Source organism: Streptomyces sp. NPDC026538 (assembly GCF_055567535.1).
Genome location: NZ_JBVHQG010000011.1, coordinates 322,098 through 343,487, shown reverse-complemented (window position 1 = coordinate 343,487; position 21,390 = coordinate 322,098). Strand labels below are relative to the sequence as shown.

19 protein-coding genes are annotated in these 21,390 nt (G+C 71.9%); 14 read left to right on the top strand and 5 right to left on the bottom strand.

The genetic code is table 11. The features are described from left to right. Positions 1–18: 18 nt before the first annotated feature. Positions 19–1,914 carry an ABC transporter ATP-binding protein gene (locus ACZ4N4_RS36715; protein WP_467597017.1) on the bottom strand — a complete coding sequence of 632 codons (1,896 nt, stop codon included), beginning with the start codon at positions 1,912–1,914 and terminating at the stop codon, positions 19–21. Then, positions 1,911–3,827 (bottom strand): ABC transporter ATP-binding protein, encoded by a 1,917-nt coding sequence (locus tag ACZ4N4_RS36710; protein ID WP_467597014.1) that lies wholly within the window; start codon positions 3,825–3,827, stop codon positions 1,911–1,913. Before ACZ4N4_RS36710 ends, ACZ4N4_RS36715 begins: the two co-directional genes overlap by 4 nt. A 235-nt stretch (positions 3,828–4,062) precedes the next feature. Here ACZ4N4_RS36710 and ACZ4N4_RS36705 point away from each other — a divergent pair, with 235 nt between their 5' ends. The 4 genes from ACZ4N4_RS36705 to ACZ4N4_RS36690 are packed head-to-tail and all read left to right on the top strand — an operon-like array spanning position 4,063 to position 7,606. Beyond that, positions 4,063–4,971: an ABC transporter ATP-binding protein gene (locus ACZ4N4_RS36705; RefSeq protein WP_467597011.1), complete on the top strand. Its 909-nt coding sequence runs from the start codon at positions 4,063–4,065 to the stop codon at positions 4,969–4,971. After that, positions 4,968–5,702: an ABC transporter permease gene (locus tag ACZ4N4_RS36700; RefSeq protein WP_467597008.1), complete on the top strand. Its 735-nt coding sequence runs from the start codon at positions 4,968–4,970 to the stop codon at positions 5,700–5,702. Before ACZ4N4_RS36705 ends, ACZ4N4_RS36700 begins: the two co-directional genes overlap by 4 nt. Positions 5,703–5,727: 25 nt before the next feature. Next, a complete protein-coding gene (locus ACZ4N4_RS36695) occupies positions 5,728–6,972 on the top strand; it encodes a sensor histidine kinase (protein WP_467597005.1) in 1,245 nt (414 codons plus the stop codon). Then, positions 6,962–7,606 carry a response regulator gene (locus tag ACZ4N4_RS36690; protein WP_453573231.1) on the top strand — a complete coding sequence of 215 codons (645 nt, stop codon included), beginning with the start codon at positions 6,962–6,964 and terminating at the stop codon, positions 7,604–7,606. Before ACZ4N4_RS36695 ends, ACZ4N4_RS36690 begins: the two co-directional genes overlap by 11 nt. 44 nt (positions 7,607–7,650) lie before the next feature. Here the strand turns inward: ACZ4N4_RS36690 and glgX are convergent, their stop codons facing one another. Further along, a complete protein-coding gene (gene glgX / locus ACZ4N4_RS36685) occupies positions 7,651–9,882 on the bottom strand; it encodes a glycogen debranching protein GlgX (RefSeq protein WP_467597002.1) in 2,232 nt (743 codons plus the stop codon). Between the two features lie 243 nt (positions 9,883–10,125). On the opposite strand from glgX, the gene ACZ4N4_RS36680 reads away from it, so the two are divergent. The 6 genes from ACZ4N4_RS36680 (at position 10,126) to ACZ4N4_RS36655 (ending at position 16,491) form a co-directional block, all read left to right on the top strand. Then, a complete protein-coding gene (locus ACZ4N4_RS36680; RefSeq protein WP_453573237.1) occupies positions 10,126–11,361 on the top strand; it encodes a L,D-transpeptidase in 1,236 nt (411 codons plus the stop codon). Positions 11,362–11,539: 178 nt separating this feature from the next. Continuing rightward, on the top strand, positions 11,540–12,769 hold the full coding sequence (locus tag ACZ4N4_RS36675; RefSeq protein WP_467596999.1) for a L,D-transpeptidase: 1,230 nt from the start codon (positions 11,540–11,542) through the stop codon (positions 12,767–12,769). A gap of 113 nt (positions 12,770–12,882) precedes the next feature. Then, positions 12,883–13,650 (top strand): enoyl-CoA hydratase/isomerase family protein, encoded by a 768-nt coding sequence (locus ACZ4N4_RS36670; protein WP_467596996.1) that lies wholly within the window; start codon positions 12,883–12,885, stop codon positions 13,648–13,650. 290 nt (positions 13,651–13,940) lie between these two features. After that, on the top strand, positions 13,941–14,444 hold the full coding sequence (locus ACZ4N4_RS36665) for an ATP-binding protein (RefSeq protein WP_453573246.1): 504 nt from the start codon (positions 13,941–13,943) through the stop codon (positions 14,442–14,444). Positions 14,445–14,506: 62 nt separating this feature from the next. Continuing rightward, on the top strand, positions 14,507–15,301 hold the full coding sequence (locus ACZ4N4_RS36660; RefSeq protein WP_467596994.1) for a polysaccharide deacetylase family protein: 795 nt from the start codon (positions 14,507–14,509) through the stop codon (positions 15,299–15,301). Continuing rightward, entirely contained in the window at positions 15,301–16,491 is a 1,191-nt protein-coding gene (locus ACZ4N4_RS36655) for a YncE family protein (protein WP_467596992.1), read from the top strand. Before ACZ4N4_RS36660 ends, ACZ4N4_RS36655 begins: the two co-directional genes overlap by 1 nt. Before the next feature lie 21 nt (positions 16,492–16,512). Here the strand turns inward: ACZ4N4_RS36655 and ACZ4N4_RS36650 are convergent, their stop codons facing one another. Beyond that, positions 16,513–17,145 (bottom strand): GNAT family N-acetyltransferase, encoded by a 633-nt coding sequence (locus ACZ4N4_RS36650; RefSeq protein ID WP_467596990.1) that lies wholly within the window; start codon positions 17,143–17,145, stop codon positions 16,513–16,515. Positions 17,146–17,198: 53 nt separating this feature from the next. Between ACZ4N4_RS36650 and ACZ4N4_RS36645 the strand changes: the two genes are divergently transcribed. Together ACZ4N4_RS36645 and ACZ4N4_RS36640 are read left to right on the top strand one after the other, a co-directional pair. After that, positions 17,199–18,110: a helix-turn-helix domain-containing protein gene (locus ACZ4N4_RS36645; protein WP_467596987.1), complete on the top strand. Its 912-nt coding sequence runs from the start codon at positions 17,199–17,201 to the stop codon at positions 18,108–18,110. 59 nt (positions 18,111–18,169) lie between these two features. After that, positions 18,170–18,382 carry an EF-hand domain-containing protein gene (locus tag ACZ4N4_RS36640; RefSeq protein WP_351713106.1) on the top strand — a complete coding sequence of 71 codons (213 nt, stop codon included), beginning with the start codon at positions 18,170–18,172 and terminating at the stop codon, positions 18,380–18,382. 150 nt (positions 18,383–18,532) lie between these two features. Here ACZ4N4_RS36640 and ACZ4N4_RS36635 read toward each other — a convergent pair whose 3' ends face one another. Next, entirely contained in the window at positions 18,533–19,501 is a 969-nt protein-coding gene (locus tag ACZ4N4_RS36635) for an AraC family transcriptional regulator (protein WP_467596984.1), read from the bottom strand. Positions 19,502–19,602: 101 nt separating this feature from the next. Here ACZ4N4_RS36635 and ACZ4N4_RS36630 point away from each other — a divergent pair, with 101 nt between their 5' ends. Beyond that, on the top strand, positions 19,603–20,604 hold the full coding sequence (locus ACZ4N4_RS36630; protein ID WP_467596981.1) for a zinc-dependent alcohol dehydrogenase family protein: 1,002 nt from the start codon (positions 19,603–19,605) through the stop codon (positions 20,602–20,604). An 82-nt stretch (positions 20,605–20,686) separates the two neighbouring features. Continuing rightward, on the top strand, positions 20,687–21,385 hold the full coding sequence (locus ACZ4N4_RS36625) for an NADPH-dependent F420 reductase (protein WP_453573654.1): 699 nt from the start codon (positions 20,687–20,689) through the stop codon (positions 21,383–21,385). Positions 21,386–21,390: the final 5 nt, after the last annotated feature.

Below are 21,390 nucleotides of genomic sequence, written 5' to 3'. Positions count from 1 at the left end.
CGACCCCCGTTCTCCTCGCTAGGCCAGACTGTCCCGCCACGCCCGGTGCAGGTCCGCGAACCGGCCGGTGCCCGCGATGAGTTCGGCCGGGCGACCGTCCTCGACGATCCGGCCGTGCTCCATCACCAGCACCCGGTCGGCGATCTCCACGGTGGACAGCCGGTGCGCGATCACCACCGCCGTACGGCCCTTCAGCACCGTCGACATGGCCCGTTGCACGGCCCGTTCGCCGGGGATGTCCAGGGAACTGGTCGCTTCGTCGAGGATCAGCACCGCCGGGTCGGCGAGCAAGGCGCGTGCGAAGGCCACCAGTTGGCGCTGCCCGGCCGAAATGCGCCCGCCGCGCTTGCGGACGTCCGTGTCGTAGCCGTCGGGCAGGGCCGCGATGAACTCGTGCGCGCCGATCGCCTTCGCCGCCTGCTCGATCTCCTCACGGGTGGCGTCCGGCCGGCCGATGGCGATGTTCTCGGCGACCGTGCCGGAGAACAGGAACGCCTCCTGGGTGACCATCACGACCCCGCGCCGCAGTTCGGACACGGTCAGTTCGCGCAGGTCCACGCCGTCCAGGAGGACCCGTCCGTCGGTCGGGTCGTAGAAGCGGGCGAGCAGCTTGGCGAGGGTCGACTTGCCGGCGCCGGTGGAGCCGACCACCGCGACCGTCTGGCCGGCCGGAAGGGTGAGGCCGAAACGGGGCAGCACCTCGCCGCCCGTGCGGTAGGCGAAGCGGACACCGTCGAAGACGACCTCGCGGCCGGGCAGTTCGCTCGCCGGCGGAGGCAGCTCCCTGGGGACCGAGGGCTCCGGCACGGACGGGGTCTGGGCCAGCAGGCCCGCGATCTTCTCCAGCGAGGCGGCCGCCGACTGGTAGGAGTTGAGGAACATGCCGAGCCGGTCGATCGGGTCGTACAGCCGGCGCAGATACAGGACGGCCGCGGCCAGGACACCCAGCTCCAGGGAGCCGGACGCCACCCGGTAGGCGCCCCACAGCACGATCACCGCGACCGAGGTGTTGGCGACCAGCCGGGAGCCGACCACGTACCGCGCCATTTCGAGGAGCGCGTCGCCGTTGGTGCGTTCGTGGCGGCGGTTGAGTACGGCGAACTCGGCGTCGTTGGCGGCCTCCCGGCGGAACGCGCGCACCGGGCGGATGCCGTTCATCGTCTCCACGAACTTCACGATCACCGCCGCGATGGCCGTGGACCGTGCCTTGTACACCCGCACCGCACGCCGCTGGTACAGCCGCACCAGCAGGTACAGCGGCACGAAAGAGGCCACGGCCACCGCGCCCAGGCCCAGGTCCAGCCAGAGCAGCATCGCCGAGATGTAGACGAAGGAGAGGATCACCGTGACCAGCTCCTGGAGGCCCTCGCTGAGCAGCTCGCGCAGCGACTCGACGTCCGTGGTGGAGCGGGAGATCAGCCGGCCCGACGTGTACCGCTCGTGGAAGTCGATGCTCAGGGCCTGCGCGTGGCGGAAGATACGGCCGCGCAGGTCGAGGAGGACGTCCTGGTTCACGCGCGCGGAGGCCTCGATGAAGGCGTACTGGAGGCCTCCGGAGAGCAGGGCGCTCAGGCCGTAGCCGACCGCCACCGCGATCAGCGGGCCGTGGTCGTGGTGGCGGAACGCCGGTACGGCACGGTCGATGGCGTAGGCCACCAGCAGCGGGCCCGCCTGCGCGGCCGCCTGCTGGAACAGCAGCAGGAGCGTGGTCACCGCGACCCGCGCCTTCATCGGTGCGAGCAGCGAGCGCAGCAGGGTGGCCGTGGCGCCGGGCGGGACGGGCAGGACGTCCCGGTCGAAGAGGTCGCCGGAGCCGGCGCCGGTGGCGTCGGCGGCGTCTGAGTCGTCCGCCGGTTTCGGGCGGGGGAGTTCGTCGTCCTCGTCGGGGACGGGCGGGGAGGTGGCGGCGGTCATCGGCGGTGATCCTCCCCGGACATCAGGCGGGCGTACTCGGCGTTGTCGCGGAGCAGTTCGTGGTGGGTGCCGACGGCGGTGACACGGCCCTCGGAGAGCAGGGCGACGCGGTCGGCGAGCAGGACGGTGGAGGGGCGGTGGGCGACGATCAGGGCGGTGGTGTCGGCGAGTACGTCGCGCAGCGCGGCCTCCACGGCGGCCTCCGTGTGCACGTCCAGGGCGGAGAGCGGGTCGTCCAGTACCAGGAAGCGGGGCCGGCCGACGACCGCCCGCGCCAGTGCGAGGCGCTGGCGCTGGCCGCCGGAGAGGCTGAGGCCCTGCTCGCCGACCTGTGTCGCGGTGCCGTGCGGGAGGGCGTGCGCGAAGTCCGCCTGGGCGACGGCCAGGGCACGGTCCAGCTCCGGTTCGCCGGCGCCGTCCTCCGCTCCCATCAGCACGTTCTCGCCGACCGAGGCGGAGAAGAGGGTGGGTTCCTCGAACGCCACGGCGACCAGGGCGCGGAGTTCCTCGCGGGGCATGGTGGTGATGTCCCGGCCGTCGAGGGTGATCCGCCCGGAGGTCGTCTCGTGCAGGCGGGGGACGAGAGCGGTGAGGGTGGTCTTCCCGCTGCCGGTGGCACCGACGAGGGCCATGGACTCGCCGGGGCGGATGTGGAGGTCGATGTGGGCGAGGGTGGGGGGCGAGTCGGGGGAGGCGTCCGGGTAACGGAACCGCACGTTCTCGAACCGGATGCCGTCGGGTTCGGGGGCCGAGGGGAGAGGGCCGTCGTCGGCCGCGGGCCGGTGGGGGCTGGTCGCGCCCACGCGGCGGAGCCGCATACTGTCTCGCCCCGCGCCCCTGACGGGGCGCTCTGCCGCGCCCCGCAGGGGCGCGGGGAACTGCGCGCTCAGCCCCCGCTCACCCGCACCGGAATCCGCGTCCTCCCGCGCCGCGTCCCGCACCTCGAAGTACCGCTCGGTGGCCGTGGCCGCTTCCTGACTCATCGCCAGCAGGAAGCCGATCGACTCCACCGGCCAGCGCAGCGCCAGGGCCGTCGACAGGAACGCCACCAGCGTGCCCGCGCTCAGCTCGCCCTCCGCGACCTGGACCGACCCCCACAGCAGCGCCGCCCCGATGGCCAGCTCCGGGAGGGTCACGATGACGCCCCAGATCGCCGCCAGCATCCGCGCCTTGCGCAGCTCCGTGCCCCGCAGGGTCCACACCAGGTCGCGGAACGCCCGCGCCTGGCTGCGGTGCCGGCCGAACCCCTTGATGATGCGGATGCCGAGCACGCTCTCCTCGACCACCGTCGTCAGGTCGCCCACCTGGTCCTGGGCGAGCCGGGCCACCGCCGCGTACCGCTTCTCGAAGATCGCGCACGTCACCATCACGGGGATGGTGGGGACGAGGATGACCAGGCCCAGCGTCCAGTCCTGGAGCAGCATGATGACCACGCCGACGAGGATGGTGACCCCGTTGACCAGGAGGAAGGTCAGCGGAAAGGCGAGGAACATGCGGAGCAGCATCAGGTCGGTGGTGGCGCGGGAGAGCAGCTGACCGGAGGCCCAGCGGTCGTGGAAGGCGACCGGCAGACGCTGCAGATGGCCGTAGAGGTCCGCCCGCATGCCCGCCTCGACGCGCGAGAGAGGTCTGGCCACCAGCCAGCGCCGCAGCCCGAAGAGCAGCGCTTCGGCGATCCCGAGCAGCAGGAGGTACAGCGCGCCGAGCCAGACCCCGCCGGGGTCCCGGTCGGCCACCGGGCCGTCCACCATCCACTTGAGGACGAGCGGGATGACGAGTCCCGTACAGGAGGCGATCACGGCCACGAAGGCGGCGACGGACAGTCGCGCCCGTACCGGCCGTACGTACGGCCACAGGCGCAGCAGGGTACGGACGGCGGACCGGTCCTTGGTGGTTGCACGTGTCGGAGGCATCAGGATCGAGCCTACGGATCGGCACTGACAACGCCTACCGAGTTTTGGCCGGACCGGAATCCGCCGCTGGTCCTACGACCTGGGGGTCCCCGGTTCGAGCCAGGCCGGGAGCCGGGGGAGCGTTGGAGGATTCGAGGGTCGTACGACCGGATCCGCCGCATCAGCCGATCGGTTGATGCCGCTTCCAGCGGAGCGGGCGATGTGGCGGACCGGGCCCGGACGGGACCCTCGGAGCATGCCATCCGTCATCGAAGTGACAGACCTGCGCAAGTCGTACGGCGGCCGGGCCGTCGTGGACGGGGTGAGTCTCGCCGTCGAGGAAGGGGAGATCTTCGGGATCCTCGGTCCGAACGGCGCCGGCAAGACCACCACCGTGGAGTGTGTGGAGGGACTGCGGGTGCCCGACGGCGGGCGCGTCCGGGTCACCGGGCTCGATCCCGTCGCCGAGCACGAGAAGGTCGCCCGCGTCCTCGGCGCCCAGCTCCAGCAGAGCGAACTGCAGCCCAAGCTCACCGTCCGCGAGGCCCTCGAGCTGTACGCCTCCTTCTATCCGGCCCCGCTCGACTGGGCCCCGCTCGCCGAGCGGCTCGCGCTCACCGACAAGCTCACCACCCGGTTCGGCAAGCTCTCCGGCGGGCAGCGGCAACGCCTGTTCATCGCGCTGGCGTTGATCGGGAACCCCCGGGTCGTGGTCCTCGACGAGCTGACCACCGGGCTCGATCCGCGGGCCCGGCGGGACACCTGGGAGCTGATCGAGGACGTGCGGGACCGTGGCGTCACCGTCCTCCTCGTCACACATTTCATGGAGGAGGCACAGCGGCTGTGCGACCGGATCGCGGTGATCGACAAGGGGCGGGTGGCCGCCCTGGACACCCCGGCCGGGCTGATCCGCCGTTCCGCCGGGGCCACCGTCATCAGCTTCACCCCGTCCGCTCCGCTGGACGACCACGACCTGGCCGCGCTCCCGGACCTCGCCTCGATCGCCCACAAGGACGGCCGGGTCACCCTCTCCGGCACCGACGAGACCGTGAACGCGGTCATCAGCCTGCTCGCCCGGCACCGCGTCACCGCCCACCAGCTCCGGGTCGTGGACGCGACCCTCGACGACGCGTTCCTGGACCTGACGAAGGAGGAAGCGGTATGAACACCGCCGTCCTGCGCACCGAGTTCCGGTTGTTCCGCCGCGAACCCGGCGCCGTCTTCTGGATCTTCCTGTTCCCGACACTGCTCCTGGTGATCCTCGGCTCGATCCCCTCGTTCCGGGACGCCGACAACTCCCTGGGCGGGCTGCGGCCGGTCGACGCCTATGTACCCGTCGCCGTACTGATCGCCCTGATCATGTCCGGGGTGCAGTCGCTGCCCCAGGTCCTGACCGGCCACCGGGAGCGGGGCATCCTGCGCCGGATGCGGCTCACCCCCGTACAGCCCTCCGCGCTGCTGTCCGCGCAGATGGTCGTGCAGGGCGCCGTCGCGCTGGGCTCGGCACTGCTCGCGCTCGTCGTCGGCCGGCTCGCCTTCGACGTACGGCTGCCGAAGCAGCCGGGCGGGTACCTGCTGGCGCTGCTGCTCACGACCGTGGCCGCCCTCGCCCTCGGCTCCGTCGTCTCCGCGCTGTCCCGCACCACGAAGATCGCGGGCGCGATCGGCTCGGCGGTGTTCTTCCCGATGATGTTCTGCGCGGGCGTGTGGCTCCCGGTGCGGGAGATGCCGCACGCACTGGCCCGGGTGGTCCAGCTGACCCCGTTCGGTGCGGCGGCCCGCGCCCTGGACCAGGCCGCCGCCGGACACTGGCCGGGCTGGGACCACCTGGGCGTGCTCGCCGTCTGGGCGGTGCTGCTGACGGCCGCGGCGGCGCGCTGGTTCCGCTGGGAGTAGGTGGCCGGCCGTGCAGACTGGGGAGATGACCGCGGAGGACAGCCAGATCGACCGGCGCTGGGAGCAACTGCACACCTGGGGGCCCTACGGACTGCTCGGCATCAGTGTCGTCCTAGGCGTCGCCTCCGCCGACCCGCACACCGGCGCGGCCAGGTGGTGGTCCGCCTGGTCCCTGATCGGCGCCGCGGTCGCGCTCCAGCTGTGCCGGCACGGCACCCGGTTCCGCCGCGCCGACCGGGGCCGTACGCCGTCCCCGGCCGGCAGCGCGTACTACGTCGTCCGCTGGGCTCTCGCCTTCGCGCTGACCTGGCTCAGCCCGTTCTTCGCGTTCTACGCCGCCGCCGGCTACATGGACGCCGACGAACTGCTGCCGCGCCGGTGGCGGCGGCTCGGACTGCTGGCGAGCGCGGTCACCGTGGCGGGTGCGCAGGCGGGCGGGATGCCGTTCGAGAGCGTGCTCCAGTGGGTTCTCTTCGCCGTGCTGGTGCCCGTCAACTCCGGCCTCCAGATGGCGATCGCCCACCTCACCGAGCAGGAGGCGGAGCGGTCCCGCGAGCGCACCGAGACCATCGCCGCCCTGCGCCAGGCCCTGGACGAGAACGCGGCGCTGCACGCCCAGCTCCTCGTCCAGGCACGCGAGGCCGGGGTCGCCGACGAGCGGCGCCGGCTCGCCGCCGAGATCCACGACACCATCGCCCAGGGCCTGACCGGGATCATCGCCCAGCTCCAGGTCGTCACCAACACCCCCGATCCGAAGACGGCCGAGGAGCACGTGAACCGCGCCCTGGCGCTGGCCCGGCACAGCCTGGGCGAGGCCCGCCGCTCCGTGCACAACCTGGCCCCGGTGGCCCTGGAGAACGACGGACTGCCCGAGGCGCTGAAGAAGACGGTCGTCGAATGGGGGGAACGGACGTCCATACGAGCCGAGTTCACCCTCACCGGCACCGCCGAGCAGCTTCACGAAGAGGTCGCGGCCACCCTGCTGCGCATCGTCCAGGAGGCTCTGTCCAACGCCGCCCGGCACGCGCACGCCTCCCGGGTCGGCGTCACCCTCTCCTACCTGGGCGAGGAGGTCATCCTCGACATCCGCGACGACGGCACCGGCTTCGACCTGCTCGCCGTGCCCGCCCGTAGCCGGGCCGGCGGCTTCGGCCTCGACGGCATGCGCGCCCGCGCCGAACGCATCGCCGGCTCCCTGACCGTGGAGTCCGAACCGGGGCTCGGCACCGCGCTGTCGGCGCGCGTACCGTTGGTCCGCCATGACAACTGAGCCCCCGATCTCGCTCCTCGTCGTCGACGACCACCCCGTCGTCCGCGACGGCCTGCGCGGCATGTTCGAGTCCGCCCCCGGCTTCACTGTGCTCGGCGAGGCCGGGAACGCAGCGGAGGCGGTCGACCGGGCGGCCGCCCTGGACCCGGACGTGATCCTCATGGACCTGCGGATGCCCGGCGGCTCCGGCGTGGACGCCATCCGCGAACTGACCCGGCGGGGCGCCCGCGCCAGGGTCCTGGTCCTCACCACCTACGACACCGACTCCGACACCCTCCCCGCGATCGAGGCGGGCGCCACCGGCTATCTGCTGAAGGACGCCCCGCGCGAGGAGCTCTTCACCGCCGTCCGCGCCGCCGCCCAGGGCCGTACCGTGCTCTCCCCGGCCGTCGCCTCCCGCCTGGTCTCCGCCGTACGCACCCCAGGCGCCCCCGGCAACGAACCGCTCTCCGCCCGCGAACGCGAGGTCCTGGCCCTGGTCGCCAGGGGCACCTCGAACCGTGAGATAGCCCGCGAACTCTTCATTAGCGAGGCCACGGTGAAGACCCATCTCACCCACCTCTACGCCAAGCTGGGCGTCAACGACCGCGCGGCGGCGGTCGCGACGGCCTACCAGCGGGGGATCCTCGGCTAGCCAGGCCCCGGACGTGCCGCACCCGGACCCGTCGCCCGCCCGCGTCAGCCGACCACCCTCAGCAGCAGCACCGTCCGCGCGGGCACCGTGATGACCGTGCCGGCCTCGTGCACCACGCCCGGTGCCGCACTCTGCTCCTCCCGCGAGGTGTCGACGAGCACCTCGTAGCGTTCCGCCCACGGCGGGCCCGGCAGCAGGAACTCCGCCGGTCGGTCGCCGGCGTGCAGGACGGTCAGGAAACTGTCGTCCAGGACCGGCGCCCCGCGTTCGTCGCGGCCGGGGATGTCCCGCCCGGAGAGATACATGCCGAGGGTGGCGGCGGGCGCGTACCAGTCGCCCTCGGTCATCTCCTCGCCGTGCGCCGTGAACCACGCCAGGTCGCGCAGCCCGTCCGCGGAGTGGGCGCGGCCCGAGAAGAAGGAGCGGCGGCGCAGCACCGGGTGGCGGTGGCGCAGCCGGATCAGCCGGGAGGTGAGGTCGAACAGCGGCCGCCAGGCCGGGTCGTCCAGCAACCCCCAGTCCAGCCAGCTGATTTCGTTGTCCTGGCAGTAGGCGTTGTTGTTGCCGCGCTGGGTGCGGCCCAGTTCGTCGCCGGCGACCAGCATCGGAACCCCCGTCGACAGCAGCAGCGTCGTCAGCAGGTTCCGCAACTGCCGCCTGCGCAGCGCCCGTACGCCCTCGTCGGCCGTCTCGCCCTCCGCCCCGCAGTTCCAGGAGCGGTTGTCGCCGGTGCCGTCGCGGTTGTTCTCGCCGTTGGCCTCGTTGTGCTTCGACTGGTACGACACCAGGTCGCGCAGGGTGTACCCGTCGTGCGCGGTGATGAAGTTGACCGAGGCGTAGGGGCGCCGGCCGCCCCAGGCGTAGAGGTCGCTGGAGCCGGAGAGGCGGTAGCCGAGGTCGCGGACGTCCGGGAGGGCACCGCGCCAGAAGTCCCGGACGGCGTCCCGGTAGCGGTCGTTCCACTCCGTCCACAGCGGCGGGAAGGCGCCCACCTGGTAGCCGCCGGAGCCCACGTCCCAGGGTTCGGCGATCAGCTTCACCCGGCGCAGCACCGGATCCTGGGCGATCACCGCGAGAAAGGGGGAGAGCATGTCGACGTCGTGCATCGAGCGGGCCAGCGCGGCGGCGAGGTCGAAACGGAAGCCGTCCACCCCCATCTCGGTCACCCAGTACCGCAGCGAGTCCGTGATCAGCCGCAGCACGTGCGGCCGGACCACGTGCAGGGTGTTGCCGCAGCCGGTGTAGTCGGCGAAGTGCCGGGCGTCGTCCTGGAGCCGGTAGTAGCCCCGGTTGTCGATGCCCTTCAGGGACAGCGTCGGGCCCAGCTCCCCGGCCTCGGCCGTGTGGTTGTAGACGACGTCGAGGATGACCTCGATCCCGGCCGCGTGCAGCGCGCGCACCATCCGCTTGAACTCGCCGACCTGCTGTCCCGTCCTGCCGGAGGCGGCATAGGCGGCGTGCGGGGCGAAGTAGCCGATGGAGTTGTAGCCCCAGTAGTTCCTGAGGCCCCGCTTCAACAGGTGGTCCTCGTGTGCGAACTGGTGCACGGGGAGCAGCTCCACGGCCGTCACACCGAGGTTCACGAGGTGCTCGACGGCGGCCGGGTGGGCCAGCCCCGCGTAGGTGCCGCGGAGTTCCTCGGGTATCCCGGGGTGCAGTCTGGTGAAGCCGCGCACATGCAGCTCGTAGATGACGGAGTCCGCCCACGGGGTCTTCGGGCGGTGGTCGTCGGACCAGTCGTCGTCATCGTGGACGACCACGCCCTTAGGGACGTACGGCGCCGAGTCCCGGTCGTCCCGGACGGTGTCGGCGACCTGTTGGTCGGGCCAGTCCCGGACATGCCCGTACACCTCGGGCGGCAGGCCGAACTCGCCGTCCACCGCACGCGCGTACGGGTCGAGCAGCAGCTTCGCCGGGTTCCAGCGGGCGCCGGTCCACGGGTCCCAGCGGCCGTCGACCCGGTAGCCGTACCGCTGCCCCGGCAGCACGCCCGGCACGAACCCGTGCCAGATCTCGTGCGTCAGTTCGGTCAGCGGGATCCTCGTCTCCCGGCCCTGCTCGTCGAAGAGGCAGAGCCGGACCGCCTCGGCCCCGGCCGCCCACAGGGCGAAGTTGGTGCCGGCCACCCCGTCCGGGCCGACCCGGAACCGGGCGCCCAGCGGAGTCGACGACCCCGGCCAGGCGGCCGGGACGGGCAGGGCCGTCCCGTTCACCACGGGGGCCTCCGCCTTCGGGGCCCGCGCCCGTGCCCCCTGCTGCTCGGCTGCGCTCGTCACCTGTCGGCCCCTTTGTCGTCCCGCGGCTCGCCGACCCCCGGGGCGCACCCCACCCGCGTCCGGGCAGCCGACCGCGCCCGGACTCCCGGTCCCGGGCACGGTCGGCGGCTCGCTACGGACACGCCCGCGGCGGCTCTCCCGCGGGCGCGGCGGCTCCCCAGCTCGTCGTCCTTCCCTCTGTTCTGCCCAGTGCCGGCGTCGCACTCACGTTTCCCCGGGGCGGGCCCGGTCGTTGAGTCCCACGTGAGGCATCCACAACGGCGCGCACGGCGCGCGGGGGCCGCGTTGGCCGCGGCACTGACATGGGCGGGGCTGCTGGCGGGAGCCGCCGGCTGCTCCTCGGACGACACGGAGGGGCTCGGCATCGACCACGTCCTCGGCGGCGCACCCGCGGCCCCCGAGGACGTCATCCGCATCTCCCCGGACGACGGCACCAAGGCCGTACGCCCCGGCGAACGGCTGACGGTACGGGTGCCCGGCGGCCGCCTGGAATCCGTCAGCGTCGTCAAGTCCCAGGACGCCCAGGACTCCCCGGTCCCCGGGCACATCGCCGCGGACGGCACGACCTGGCGGCCCGACGACCCGAAACTCGCGCTCGCCGCCAAGTACACGGTCGACGCGGTCGCCCTGGACGGCCACGGCCGCCGCTCGGCCCGCCACACCACCTTCACCACGCTGGTCCCCGACGAACGCTTCATCGGATACGTCACCCCCGAGAACCGTGCCACCGTCGGCACCGGCATGATCGTCTCTCTCGCCTTCAGCCGCGACATCGAGAACCGGGCCGCAGTCGAGCGCGCCGTCCGGGTCAGCGCCAGGCCCGCGGTCGAGATCCGCCCGCACTGGTTCGGCAAGAACCGTCTCGACTTCCGTCCCGCGCACTACTGGCAGCCCGGCACGGTCGTCACCGTCGGCCTCGAACTCCGCGACGTCGAAGGGGCCCGTGGGGTCTACGGCCTCCAGTACAAGACGTTCACCTTCACGGTCGGCCGCAGCCAGGTCTCCCTCGTCGACGCGGCCAAGCACACGATGGAGGTCCGCCGCGACGGCGACCTGCTGGCCACCGTCCCGATCACCGCGGGCGCACCCGACCACACCACCTACAACGGGAAGATGGTGGTGATGGAGATGCACGAGGTGACCCGCATGAACAGCCGCACGGTCGGCTTCGGCGGCGAGTACGACATCCCCGACGTCCCGCACGCCCTCAAACTCACCGACTCCGGCACCTTCCTGCACGGCAACTACTGGGCGCCGGACGCCCCCGGACACGTCAACGTCAGCCACGGCTGCGTGGGCCTGCGCGACGTGAAGGGCGGCAGCTCGGACACGCCCGCCGGCTGGTTCTACGACCGCACCCTGATCGGGGACGTGGTCGAAGTGGTCCACAGCAACGACAAAATGGTCACTCCCGACAATGGCCTCGGAGGGTGGAACATGGGCTGGAAGGAGTGGAAGGCGGGCGGCGCGGTCAAGTAACCGGGTGGGGGGAGCGGTTCGGTGCGGGCGGAGGCCGCCGTGCGAGGCGACAGAAGTTGCGACGCAACGGTGACATTCGCCCAACACCAAGCTCAAAACCGTCCGGTTAATATGCGCCAATGCGCGGGCGGAACGCGCTGGGGTGGGCCTGACCAGGCCCTGGGAGGGGAGAACGACTTTGAACGTACGGCCGATATCGGGGGCGGCGGTCCAGGCCCGGAAGAAGGGTCTGGCCGTCGCGGCCGGTGTTCTGCTCATGGCAGTCACCGCGTGCGGGGGCGGCGGCTCCGCCGACCAGGGCAGCGGGGACGGCAAGGCGAAGGACTCCACGACGCAGGCGAGCAAGCAGTCCGTCGCCACCGTCAGCATCAGCCCCAAGTCCGGGGCGACCGACGTGGACACCAGCGGGCAGCTCAAGGTCAGCGCGGCCAAGGGCAAGCTGACCGACGTGGAGGTCAAGGACTCCAGGGGCAACAAGGTCGACGGCACGATCGCGGCGGGCGGCGCCAGCTGGACCCCGGCCGGCCACCTCGCCAACTCCACCAAGTACACGGTGCACGCGGTCGCGAAGGACACCGAGGGGCGTGAGTCGGCCGAGGACTCCACGTTCACCACGCTCACCCCGAAGAACACGTTCACCGGCTACTTCACGCCGGAGGACGGCTCGACGGTCGGCGTCGGGATGCCGTTCTCCATACGGTTCACCCGGGGCATCACCGACCCGGCCGCCGTCGAGAAGGCGATCACCGTCAAGACCGAGCCGGCGGTCGACGTCCAGGGCCACTGGTTCGGCAACGACCGCCTCGACTTCCGTCCCGAGAACTACTGGAAGTCCGGCACGAAGGTCTCCGTCACCCTCGACCTCAACGGCGTCGAGGGCCGCGACGGGGTCTACGGGCAGCAGGCCAAGACCGTGAAGTTCACGATAGGCCGCAACCAGGTGTCCGTCGTCGACGCCAAGAAGCACACGATGAAGGTCATGCAGGACGGCAAGGTCGTGAAGACCCTCGCCGTCACGACCGGCAAGCCCGGCTACGACACGTGGAACGGCCAGATGGTCATCAGCGAGAAGCTGCGGGTGACCCGGATGAACGGCGAGACGGTCGGCTACGGCGGCGAGTACGACATCAAGGACGTGCCGGACGCGATGCGGCTGACCACGTCCGGCACGTTCATCCACGGCAACTACTGGGGCGGGGACGCCTTCGGCAACTACAACGCCAGCCACGGGTGCGTGGGGCTGCGCGACATCCGGGGCGGGGGTGACCGGGGGGTGCCGGCCGCCTGGTTCTTCGACCACTCGATCATCGGCGACGTGGTGACGGTGAAGAACTCGCACGACGAGACCGTGTCTCCCGACAACGGCCTCAACGGCTGGAACATGTCCTGGAAGCAGTGGACCGCGTAGTTCGTCGGCCGCGGGGCGGTGAGGGCTGGTCGAGCCCACGCGGCGGAGCCGCGTATCGATCCGGCCCCGCGCCCCTGGACCAGGGACAGTGAACGCCCGCTAACCTGCGGGACATGACTGTAACCCTCGAAGTCGCCGCAGGTGTCGGCACTCTGCGTCTGGACCGGCCCCCGATGAACGCCCTGGACGTCGCCACCCAGGACCGGCTCAAGGAACTGGCGGCAGAGGCCACCCGCCGCGAGGACGTTCGTGCCGTGGTGATCTACGGCGGTGAGAAGGTCTTCGCGGCCGGGGCCGACATCAAGGAAATGCAGAACATGGACCACGCGGCCATGATTCTGCGCTCCCGGGATCTTCAGGACTCCTTCACCGCCGTCGCCCGGATTCCCAAGCCGGTCGTCGCCGCCGTCACCGGGTACGCCCTCGGCGGCGGTTGCGAGCTCGCCCTCTGCGCCGACTACCGGATCGCCGCCGACAACGCCAAGCTCGGGCAGCCGGAGATTCTGCTCGGGCTGATCCCGGGGGCCGGCGGCACCCAGCGGCTGCCCCGTCTGGTGGGGCCCTCCAAGGCCAAGGACCTGATCTTCACGGGCCGCATGGTCAAGGCGGACGAGGCCCTCGCCATCGGCCTGGTCGACCGGGTCGTACCCGCCGCCGACGTCTACACCGAGGCGCATGCCTGGGCGGCCCGGCTCGCCCAGGGGCCCGCGATCGCGCTCCGGGCGGCCAAGGAGGCGATCGACACCGGCGTCGAGACCGACCTGGAGACGGGCCTCGCCGTCGAACGGAACTGGTTCGCAGGCCTGTTCGCGACCGAGGACCGGGAGCGCGGTATGCGCAGCTTCGTGGAGGAGGGGCCGGGCAAGGCGAAGTTCCTGTGATCTTCGCCCGGTGGTAAAAGCCCCGAACTGCTTGCAATTGACGTGATGTCTGATTCCGGGGTCCCTCGATGGGGCGGTTTATGGGAGCCTTAACGCACCCTTAATTCTGCCTTGTCGAGGGAGTCTGTCGATTGCCCGGAGATGAGCCGTCGCCGCAGGTCGGGCAGGCTGCCAGAGGCTCCGAAATGCCGATGGCATATGCCGCTCGACCGGTGTCGGGCGGGAGCTTCGCGGGGGCGTATTCCTCCGGAACGGCCCCGGAGGGCGCGCCGGGCGGCCATGATGGGGGCATGGCGGGGCTGGAGGGCATCGAACAGCCGCGGGGACACAGCCGTGCGGCCGCGGCGCGGTGGTCGCCTGCGGTCGAGGACGAGCGGGCACTCAAGGCGATCGAAATCTTCGGCAATCCGACGGAAGCCGAGGTTCCGCTCCCGTCCCGCCCCGAGTCCGCGGCGACCGCCCGCCGGCTCGCCCAGGTCGTCGTCCTGCGTCAGTGGCGGCTCAGTCCGAAGATGACGGAGGACGCGGTCTTACTCGTCTCCGAACTCGTGGGCAACGCCGTACGGCACACCGGGGCCCGCGTGTTCGGCCTGCGGATGCGCCGCCGCCCGGGATGGATCCGGGTCGAGGTGCGGGATCCCTCGCGGGGTCTGCCGTGCCTGATGCCGGTTCAGGACATGGACATCAGCGGGCGGGGCCTGTTCCTGGTGGACAAGCTGTCGGACCGGTGGGGCGTCGATCTGCTGCCGCGAGGAAAGACGACGTGGTTCGAGATGCGGGTGGCCGATCGGTGAGGGCTCGCCTGACTAGCCCCCTATCAGGTCAATCACCCATTTTCTTACCCAGCCCCCCTTAAATGGGGCGGGTGACCACCTCCAACCGACGCGACGTCCTCCGTGCGGGCGCCGGCCTCATCGCCGGAGGCACCCTCGCCACCGGTTGCGGCGACACCGCTACAGACGCACCACCCCCGCACCTTGCCGCCAACCTCGCCTCGGCCACCCCCACCTCGGCCGCACCCGCCGCCCCCGCCCCCCGCGCCTTCCCCGGACAGCCGCTCCAGATCACCCACGGCCCCCGCGCGAGCACCTCCGTCGCGCTCACCTTCCACGGCCAGGGCGACCATGCCCTCGCCACCCGGCTCCTGACCACCGCCGAGCAACACGGCGCCCGCCTCACGGTCCTGGCCGTGGGCAGCTGGCTCGACGCGTATCCCGCCATGGCCCGTCGCATCCTCGACGGCGGCCACGACCTCGGCAACCACACCCAGCGGCACATCTCCGTCAACGCCATGGCCGAGTCCGGCGCCCGCGCGGAGATCACCGACTGCGCGGACCGCCTCCGACGGCTCACCGGGTCGATCGGCAGCTGGTTCCGCCCCTCCAGGGCGCCCACCGCCTCGCCGCTCGTCGCCCGGCTCGCCACCGAGGCCGGCTACCCGCACGTGCTGTCGTACGACGTCGACTCGCTCGACTACACCCGGCCGGGCGCGGCCGCCGTCACCCGCAAGGTGCTCGCGGAGGTCACGGGCGGCTCGGTGGTGAGCATGCACTTCGGTTATCCGGACACGGTCGCCGCCCTCCCCGCCGTACTCCAAGAACTCGACCGCCGCGGACTGCACGCGGTCACCACCACGGAGCTGCTGAGCTGATGCGAACCACGAAAGCCGCCCGGCTGCCCGCCGCCCTCGCCGCCCTCGCCGCCCTCGCGCTGCTGTCCGCGTGCGGCGGCGGATCCGACGCCGATACACCGGCCGCCCGCACCAGCGCTCCCGCGCAGCCGCAGGCGAAGAAGGCGGAACCGGCCGTCGACGTGCTGCCGGGCATGCCCCCGGTCCTCGACCCGAACGACGTGTACGCCGCCGACCGCCCCGGCAACCTCTCGCCCGTCGTCAGGGACTTCCCGTCCCGGATCTACGTCCCCAACACCAACTCCGACACGGTCTCGGTCATCGACCCGAAGACCTACAGGGTGACCGAGACCATCCGGGTGGGGCGCCAGCCCCAGCACGTCGTGCCGTCCTGGGACCTGAAGACCCTGTGGGTCAACAACGACCTGGGCAACAGCCTCACCCCCATCGACCCGAGGACCGGCCGGGCCGGGCAGCCGGTCGCCGTGCACGACCCGTACAACCTGTACTTCACGCCCAACGGCAGGTACGCGATCGTGATGGCCTCCGCGGACCGGCAGCTGGTGTTCCGGGACGCGCACACCATGAAGACCGTCAAGACCGTCCCGGTCAGCTGCTACGGCGTCAACCACGCCGACTTCTCCCTGGACGGCCGCTACTTCATCGTCTCCTGCGAGTTCAGCGGCGAGGTGCTCAAGGTGGACACCGAGCGGATGGAGGTGCTCCGCCAGGAGAAACTCCCCTTCCACGGCGCCATGCCGCAGGACGTCAAGATCTCGCCCGACGGCAAGCTGTTCTACATCGCCGACATGATGGCCGACGGGCTGTGGATCCTGGACGGCGACCGCTTCACCAGGCCCACCTTCCTGGCCACCGGCAAGGGCGCCCACGGGCTCTACGTCAGCCGGGACTCCCGCGAGATGTACGTCTCCAACCGGGGCGAGGGCACCATCTCCGTCTTCGACTTCACCCAGAACCGGCTGACGAAGAAGTGGCGGCTGCCGGGCGGCGGCAGCCCGGACATGGGCGGCGTGTCGGCGGACGGCAAGATCCTGTGGCTGTCCGGCCGTTACAACTCCGAGGTGTACGCCATCGACACCCGCACCGGCACCGAGCTGGCCCGCATCCACGTCGGCAGCGGCCCGCACGGCCTCGCCGTCTATCCGCAGCCGGGCCGCTACTCCCTCGGCCACACCGGCATCTTCCGCTGACCGCCCCGGGCCGGCGGGGGCTCACGCCCTGAGCAGCAGTGCCTCGGCGCCGACCGGCAGATAGCCGGCCGCCTGGAACGCCCGTACGCTGCGGGCGTTCCCCGGGGCGACCTGCGCCCACAGGGGCTCCCCGGCCAGCTGCCGGGCCGCGGTCACCAGGGCCCGGCCCAGCCCCCGCCGCCGTACCCCCTCGTCCACCTCCACCGAGACCTCGAGGCGTCCGGCGACTCCCCGGCCCAGGACGACCACCCCGCCCTCCGTCGCCCAGGCGCGGACCTCTTCGCGGCGGGCGCGGGCGTAGGCGACCCGGGAGTGGCCGGGGCCGGTGAGTTCGGTCAGCGGAAGGTCCGGTCGGCCCGGCAGCGGGGCGGCGACCAGCAGCGCGTCGACGGTCTCCTGCTCGCGGCCCGTGCGGTCCATCAGGGCGGTGAGGAAGCGCGCGTTCATGGTCGCGCACAGCGGGTCGCTCGGGATCGCGCGCAGGGTGTCGTACACCCACTGCGGGTCCTCGTCGGTGAAGACGACCGAGTGCGCGGTGAAGGAGAACACCCCCGCGTCCCGGTCGGACGGCTGCGGGACGACGGTCGTACGGCCGTCGGGCGGCGGGAAGACACCACGGGCCGCCGCGTCGAGAATGTCCCGCAAGGTCTCCATGGCCGTGCCCGCTCCTTGAGTCTCCACCCACTGGAAGGCCCACACTCGCAGACGTGATCGACAACGGCACCGGACTTTTCACCATCGGCGAGCTGGCGCGTGCCACCGGGCTGACCGTCCGCACCATCCGCTACTGGTCGGACGAGGGTGTGCTCACCCCGGTGGGCCGCTCGTCCGGCGGCTACCGGCTCTACGACACCGGGTCCTTCGCCCGGCTGGAGCTGATCCGCACCCTGCGCGAACTGGGCCTCGGCCTGGCGCATGTGCGTGCGGTGCTCTCCGGCGAGCAGACCGTGGCGGAGGTCGCGGCGGCGCACGTGGCGGCGCTGGACGCGCAGATCCGGTCGCTGAAGGTGACCCGGGCGGTGCTGTCGACGGTGGCGCGACGCGGTTCGAGTGCGGAGGAGACGACCCTGATGAACAAACTGGCACGGCTGTCGGCGGTCGAACGGCGGCGGATCCTGGAGGAGTTCGTCGAGGAGACGCTGCACGGGCTGGACACCGTCGATCCGGAGATCCGCAAGCGGATGCTCGCCACCGTGGCGGAGCTGCCGGAGGACCCGACGCCGGAGCAGGTCGACGCGTGGGTGGAACTGGCCGAGATGGTCCAGGACCCGGCCTTTCGGGCCCAGATGCGCAGGGCGACCGAGTTCAACGCGGCCGACCGGGGGCCCGGTGTGGCCGCCGGGACCTCCCTGTGGTTCATGAAACGGCTCATCGACCTGGTGGGTGAGGCGCGTCGGCGGGGCATCGCGCCCGAGGCGCCGGAGGCCGACGAGGTGCTGCGCGGGCTGCTGGGCGACGCCGACCCGGCCGCCGTGCTGAAACGGCTGGACACCGCCTTCGACGACCGGCTCGCCCGCTACCGCGAACTGCTCTGTGTGCTGAAGGGACAGCCCCTCACCGTCTACGCGGAGGAGTTCGCCTGGACGGCCGCGGCGCTGCGGGCTCGCCTGGACCGTTAATCTGACCTGCGACAGTAAGCCGACACGGCACAAGCAATACGAACAAAAGGGGCGGATCGGTGGCGGACATCGAAGAGGCGCGCATTCACTTCCAGCGGATCGATGCGGACGGTGACGGTTTCATCACCGCCGTCGAGTTCAAGTCCGCCCTCGCGCAGGGGGGCGACTGGAACGTCACCGAGACGGTCGCCCAGGCGATCATCAACAGCCGCGACCTGAACGGCGACAAGGTTCTGTCGTTCGACGAGTTCTGGGCCCACCTGAGCAAGTAGGCGCCGGGAGCGAAGAGCGCAGGGGGGCCCGGAACCCGGGCCCCCTTTCTCATGCCCGGGGCCGTTCCTCACGCTGAGGGCTCGACGCGGACGGCCCGGCGGCCGCCGGCCCCTGACGCCGCGGTCGGGGCTGACGGATCCGTTCGAGGGCTAGCCGGTGGGCCGCGTGGAGTCGGCAGAGGCGGTGGATCCGTTCGCGGGTTGGCCGGCGGACCTGCGGTACTGGCCCGGTGCCACGCCGTACTCCCGCTTGAAGGCCTTGGCGAAGGCGAACTCCGAGGTGTAGCCGGTGCGTTCGGCCACCTGCCGGAGCGGGAGAGTGTCCTCGCGCAGCAGGCGGCCCGCCGTGGTCATCCGCCACCAGGTCAGATAGGCCGACGGCGGTTCACCTACCAGAGAGGTGAAGCGGCGCGCGAAGGCCGCGCGGGAGAGGCCGCCCCGTGCGCCCAGCTCCGCGACCGTCCAGGGGCGCGCCGGCTCGCTGTGGATGGCGCGCAGCGCCGCCGAGACCGCGGGGTCGGCCAGCGCGGCTGACCAGCCCCGGTCCTGGCCGGCGCCCCGCTCCCGCAGCCACCAGGCCCGCAGGATGTAGAGCAGCAGGGTGTCGAGCAGCGAGGTGACGATCGCGTCAGCGCCCGGCTGCCGGTCCTCCAGTTCCATACCGAGCAGTTCCACCGCGGCCCGCAGCGAGCGGTGGGTGCCCACCTGGGCGGGCAGGTGGACCACCTCCGGCAGCTCTGACAGCAGCCGGTGGGAGCGGGAGCGGTCCAGCCGGTAGGCACCGCACAGCAGGACCGTGTCCGGTTCCGACTCCCGGGCCGGTCGCGGTGGTTCGGGCCAGCGGCCGTCCGGGCCGGGCCGCACGTCCTCCAGCGGGGCGTCCGGTCCGCTGGCCAGCGCGTGTCCGTGGCCGTGGGCCAGGAACACCACGTCCCCAGGTCCCATCGCCACCGGCCGGCCCGTCGCCGGGAGGAGCCAGGCCGACCCGCGCAGCACCACATGGAACCCGGCGCCCTCCGAGGCCGCGAACCGCATCCCCCAGGGCGCGTGCTTGTCCCGGCGGGAGGAGTGCGGCCGTCCGGTGCGCATCGCGGCGACCGCGTCGCTCAGTACGTCCATGTCCGAACGGTAGCCGTACGGGCACCGGACGAGACGGACAGACAGGAAAGCGAGTCGGCAGGACATGGCTCGTCTCGTGGGTGCCGCCTAGCGTCGATCACATGGCAAACACCGCACGTACCGTGCTCTTCCACGAACTCGGCGGACCCGACGTCCTGACCGTCGAGGACGTACCCGTCCCGGACCCCGGCCCCGGCCAGGTCGCCGTACGCGTCGAAGCGTTGGGCCTCAACCGCGCCGAAGCCCTGTTCCGGGCGGGGACTTACTACTATCAGCCGTCCCTGCCCGCCTCCCGGCTCGGTTACGAGGCCGCCGGGGTCGTCGAAGCGGTCGGCGAGGGCGTCACCGAACTCGCCGCCGGCGACCCGGTGACGACCGGTCCCGGCATCGAGATGAGCACGCAGGGCGTCTACGCGGAACGGGTGGTGCTGCCCGCGGCCTCGGTCGTACCGCGCCCCGCCACCGTGGACCCGGTCACCGGCGCCGCGGCCTGGCTGACGTACACGACGGCGTACGGCGGACTGCTGGAGACCGGGGGGCTGCGGCCCGGCGACCACGTACTGATCACCGGGGCGTCCAGCGGGGTCGGCACCGCCGCGATCCAGGTCGCCCGGCGCATCGGCGCGACTCCGATCGCCACCACCCGCACCGAGGCCAAGCGGAAGCGGCTGCTGGAACTGGGTGCGGCGGAGGTGATCGTCACGGCGGAGTCGACGGCGGAGGCCGTCGCCGACGAGGTCAGGCGGCTCACCGGCGGCAGGGGAGCGGAGGTGATGTTCGACGCGATCGGCGGGCCCGGCTTCCGTCCGCTGGCGGAGGGACTGGCGCCGGGCGGCTCCATGGTGGTCTACGGCTGGCTGGACCGGCGGCCCGCCGAGATCCCCTGGAACTGGCCCTTCACGATCCACACGTACGCCAACCAGGCCCTCACCTCCACCCCGGAGGGCCGTCGACGCTCCACCGCCTTCCTCAACGCGGGCTTGGCCGACGGCGGCTTCCGCCCGGTCGTCGGTGAGGTGCTGGAGGGCCTGGACCGCATCCGGGACGCGCACCGCCTGATGGAGTCCAACGCCCACCTGGGCAAGATCGTCGTACGGCTCTGAGGGCCGGAGCCGGCGCCTCACCCGGTCGGCGCAGCTGTGGAATAGGTCACGCGTGACCGAGGTTGTCGCCCGACGGCAGTGCATGCATGCGTGTGCATCGAATCTCGAAAGGCGTGTCATGAAGATCGGCATCATCGGCGCGGGCAACATCGGCGGCAACCTCACCCGCCGGCTCACCGCCCTCGGCCACGACGTGTCCGTGGCGAACTCGCGCGGTCCCGAGACACTCCGCGAACTCGCCGAGGAGACGGGAGCGACCGCCGTACCGGCCGAGGAGGCCGCGCGCGGCGCCGAGGTCGTGGTCGTCACGGTCCCGGTGAAGGCGGTCCCGAACCTCCCGGCGGGCCTGCTGGACGGCGCGGCGTCGAACGTCGCCGTGATCGACACCGGCAACTACTACCCGCGGGAGCGGGACGGCCGAATCGACGAGATCGAGGACCGGGGCCTCACGGAGAGCCGCTGGACCGAGCGGCAGATCGGGCACCCCGTGATCAAGGCCTTCAACGGCACCTTCGCCCAGGACATCCTGGACCGCCACCGCCCCGCCGGCGACCCCGACCGCCAGGCCGTCCCGGTCTCCGGCGACGACGAGGCGGCCAAGCGGGTCGTCCGCGCCCTGATCGACGAACTCGGCTTCGACACGGTCGACAACGGCGGCATCGACGAGTCGTGGCGCCAGCAGCCGGGCACCCCGGTGTACGGCCTCCGGGACGGCGTCGAGGGCGTACGGAAGGCCCTGGCGGAGGCGTCCCCGGAGCGGCCGGAGGGCTTCCGGGGCTAGGTCGG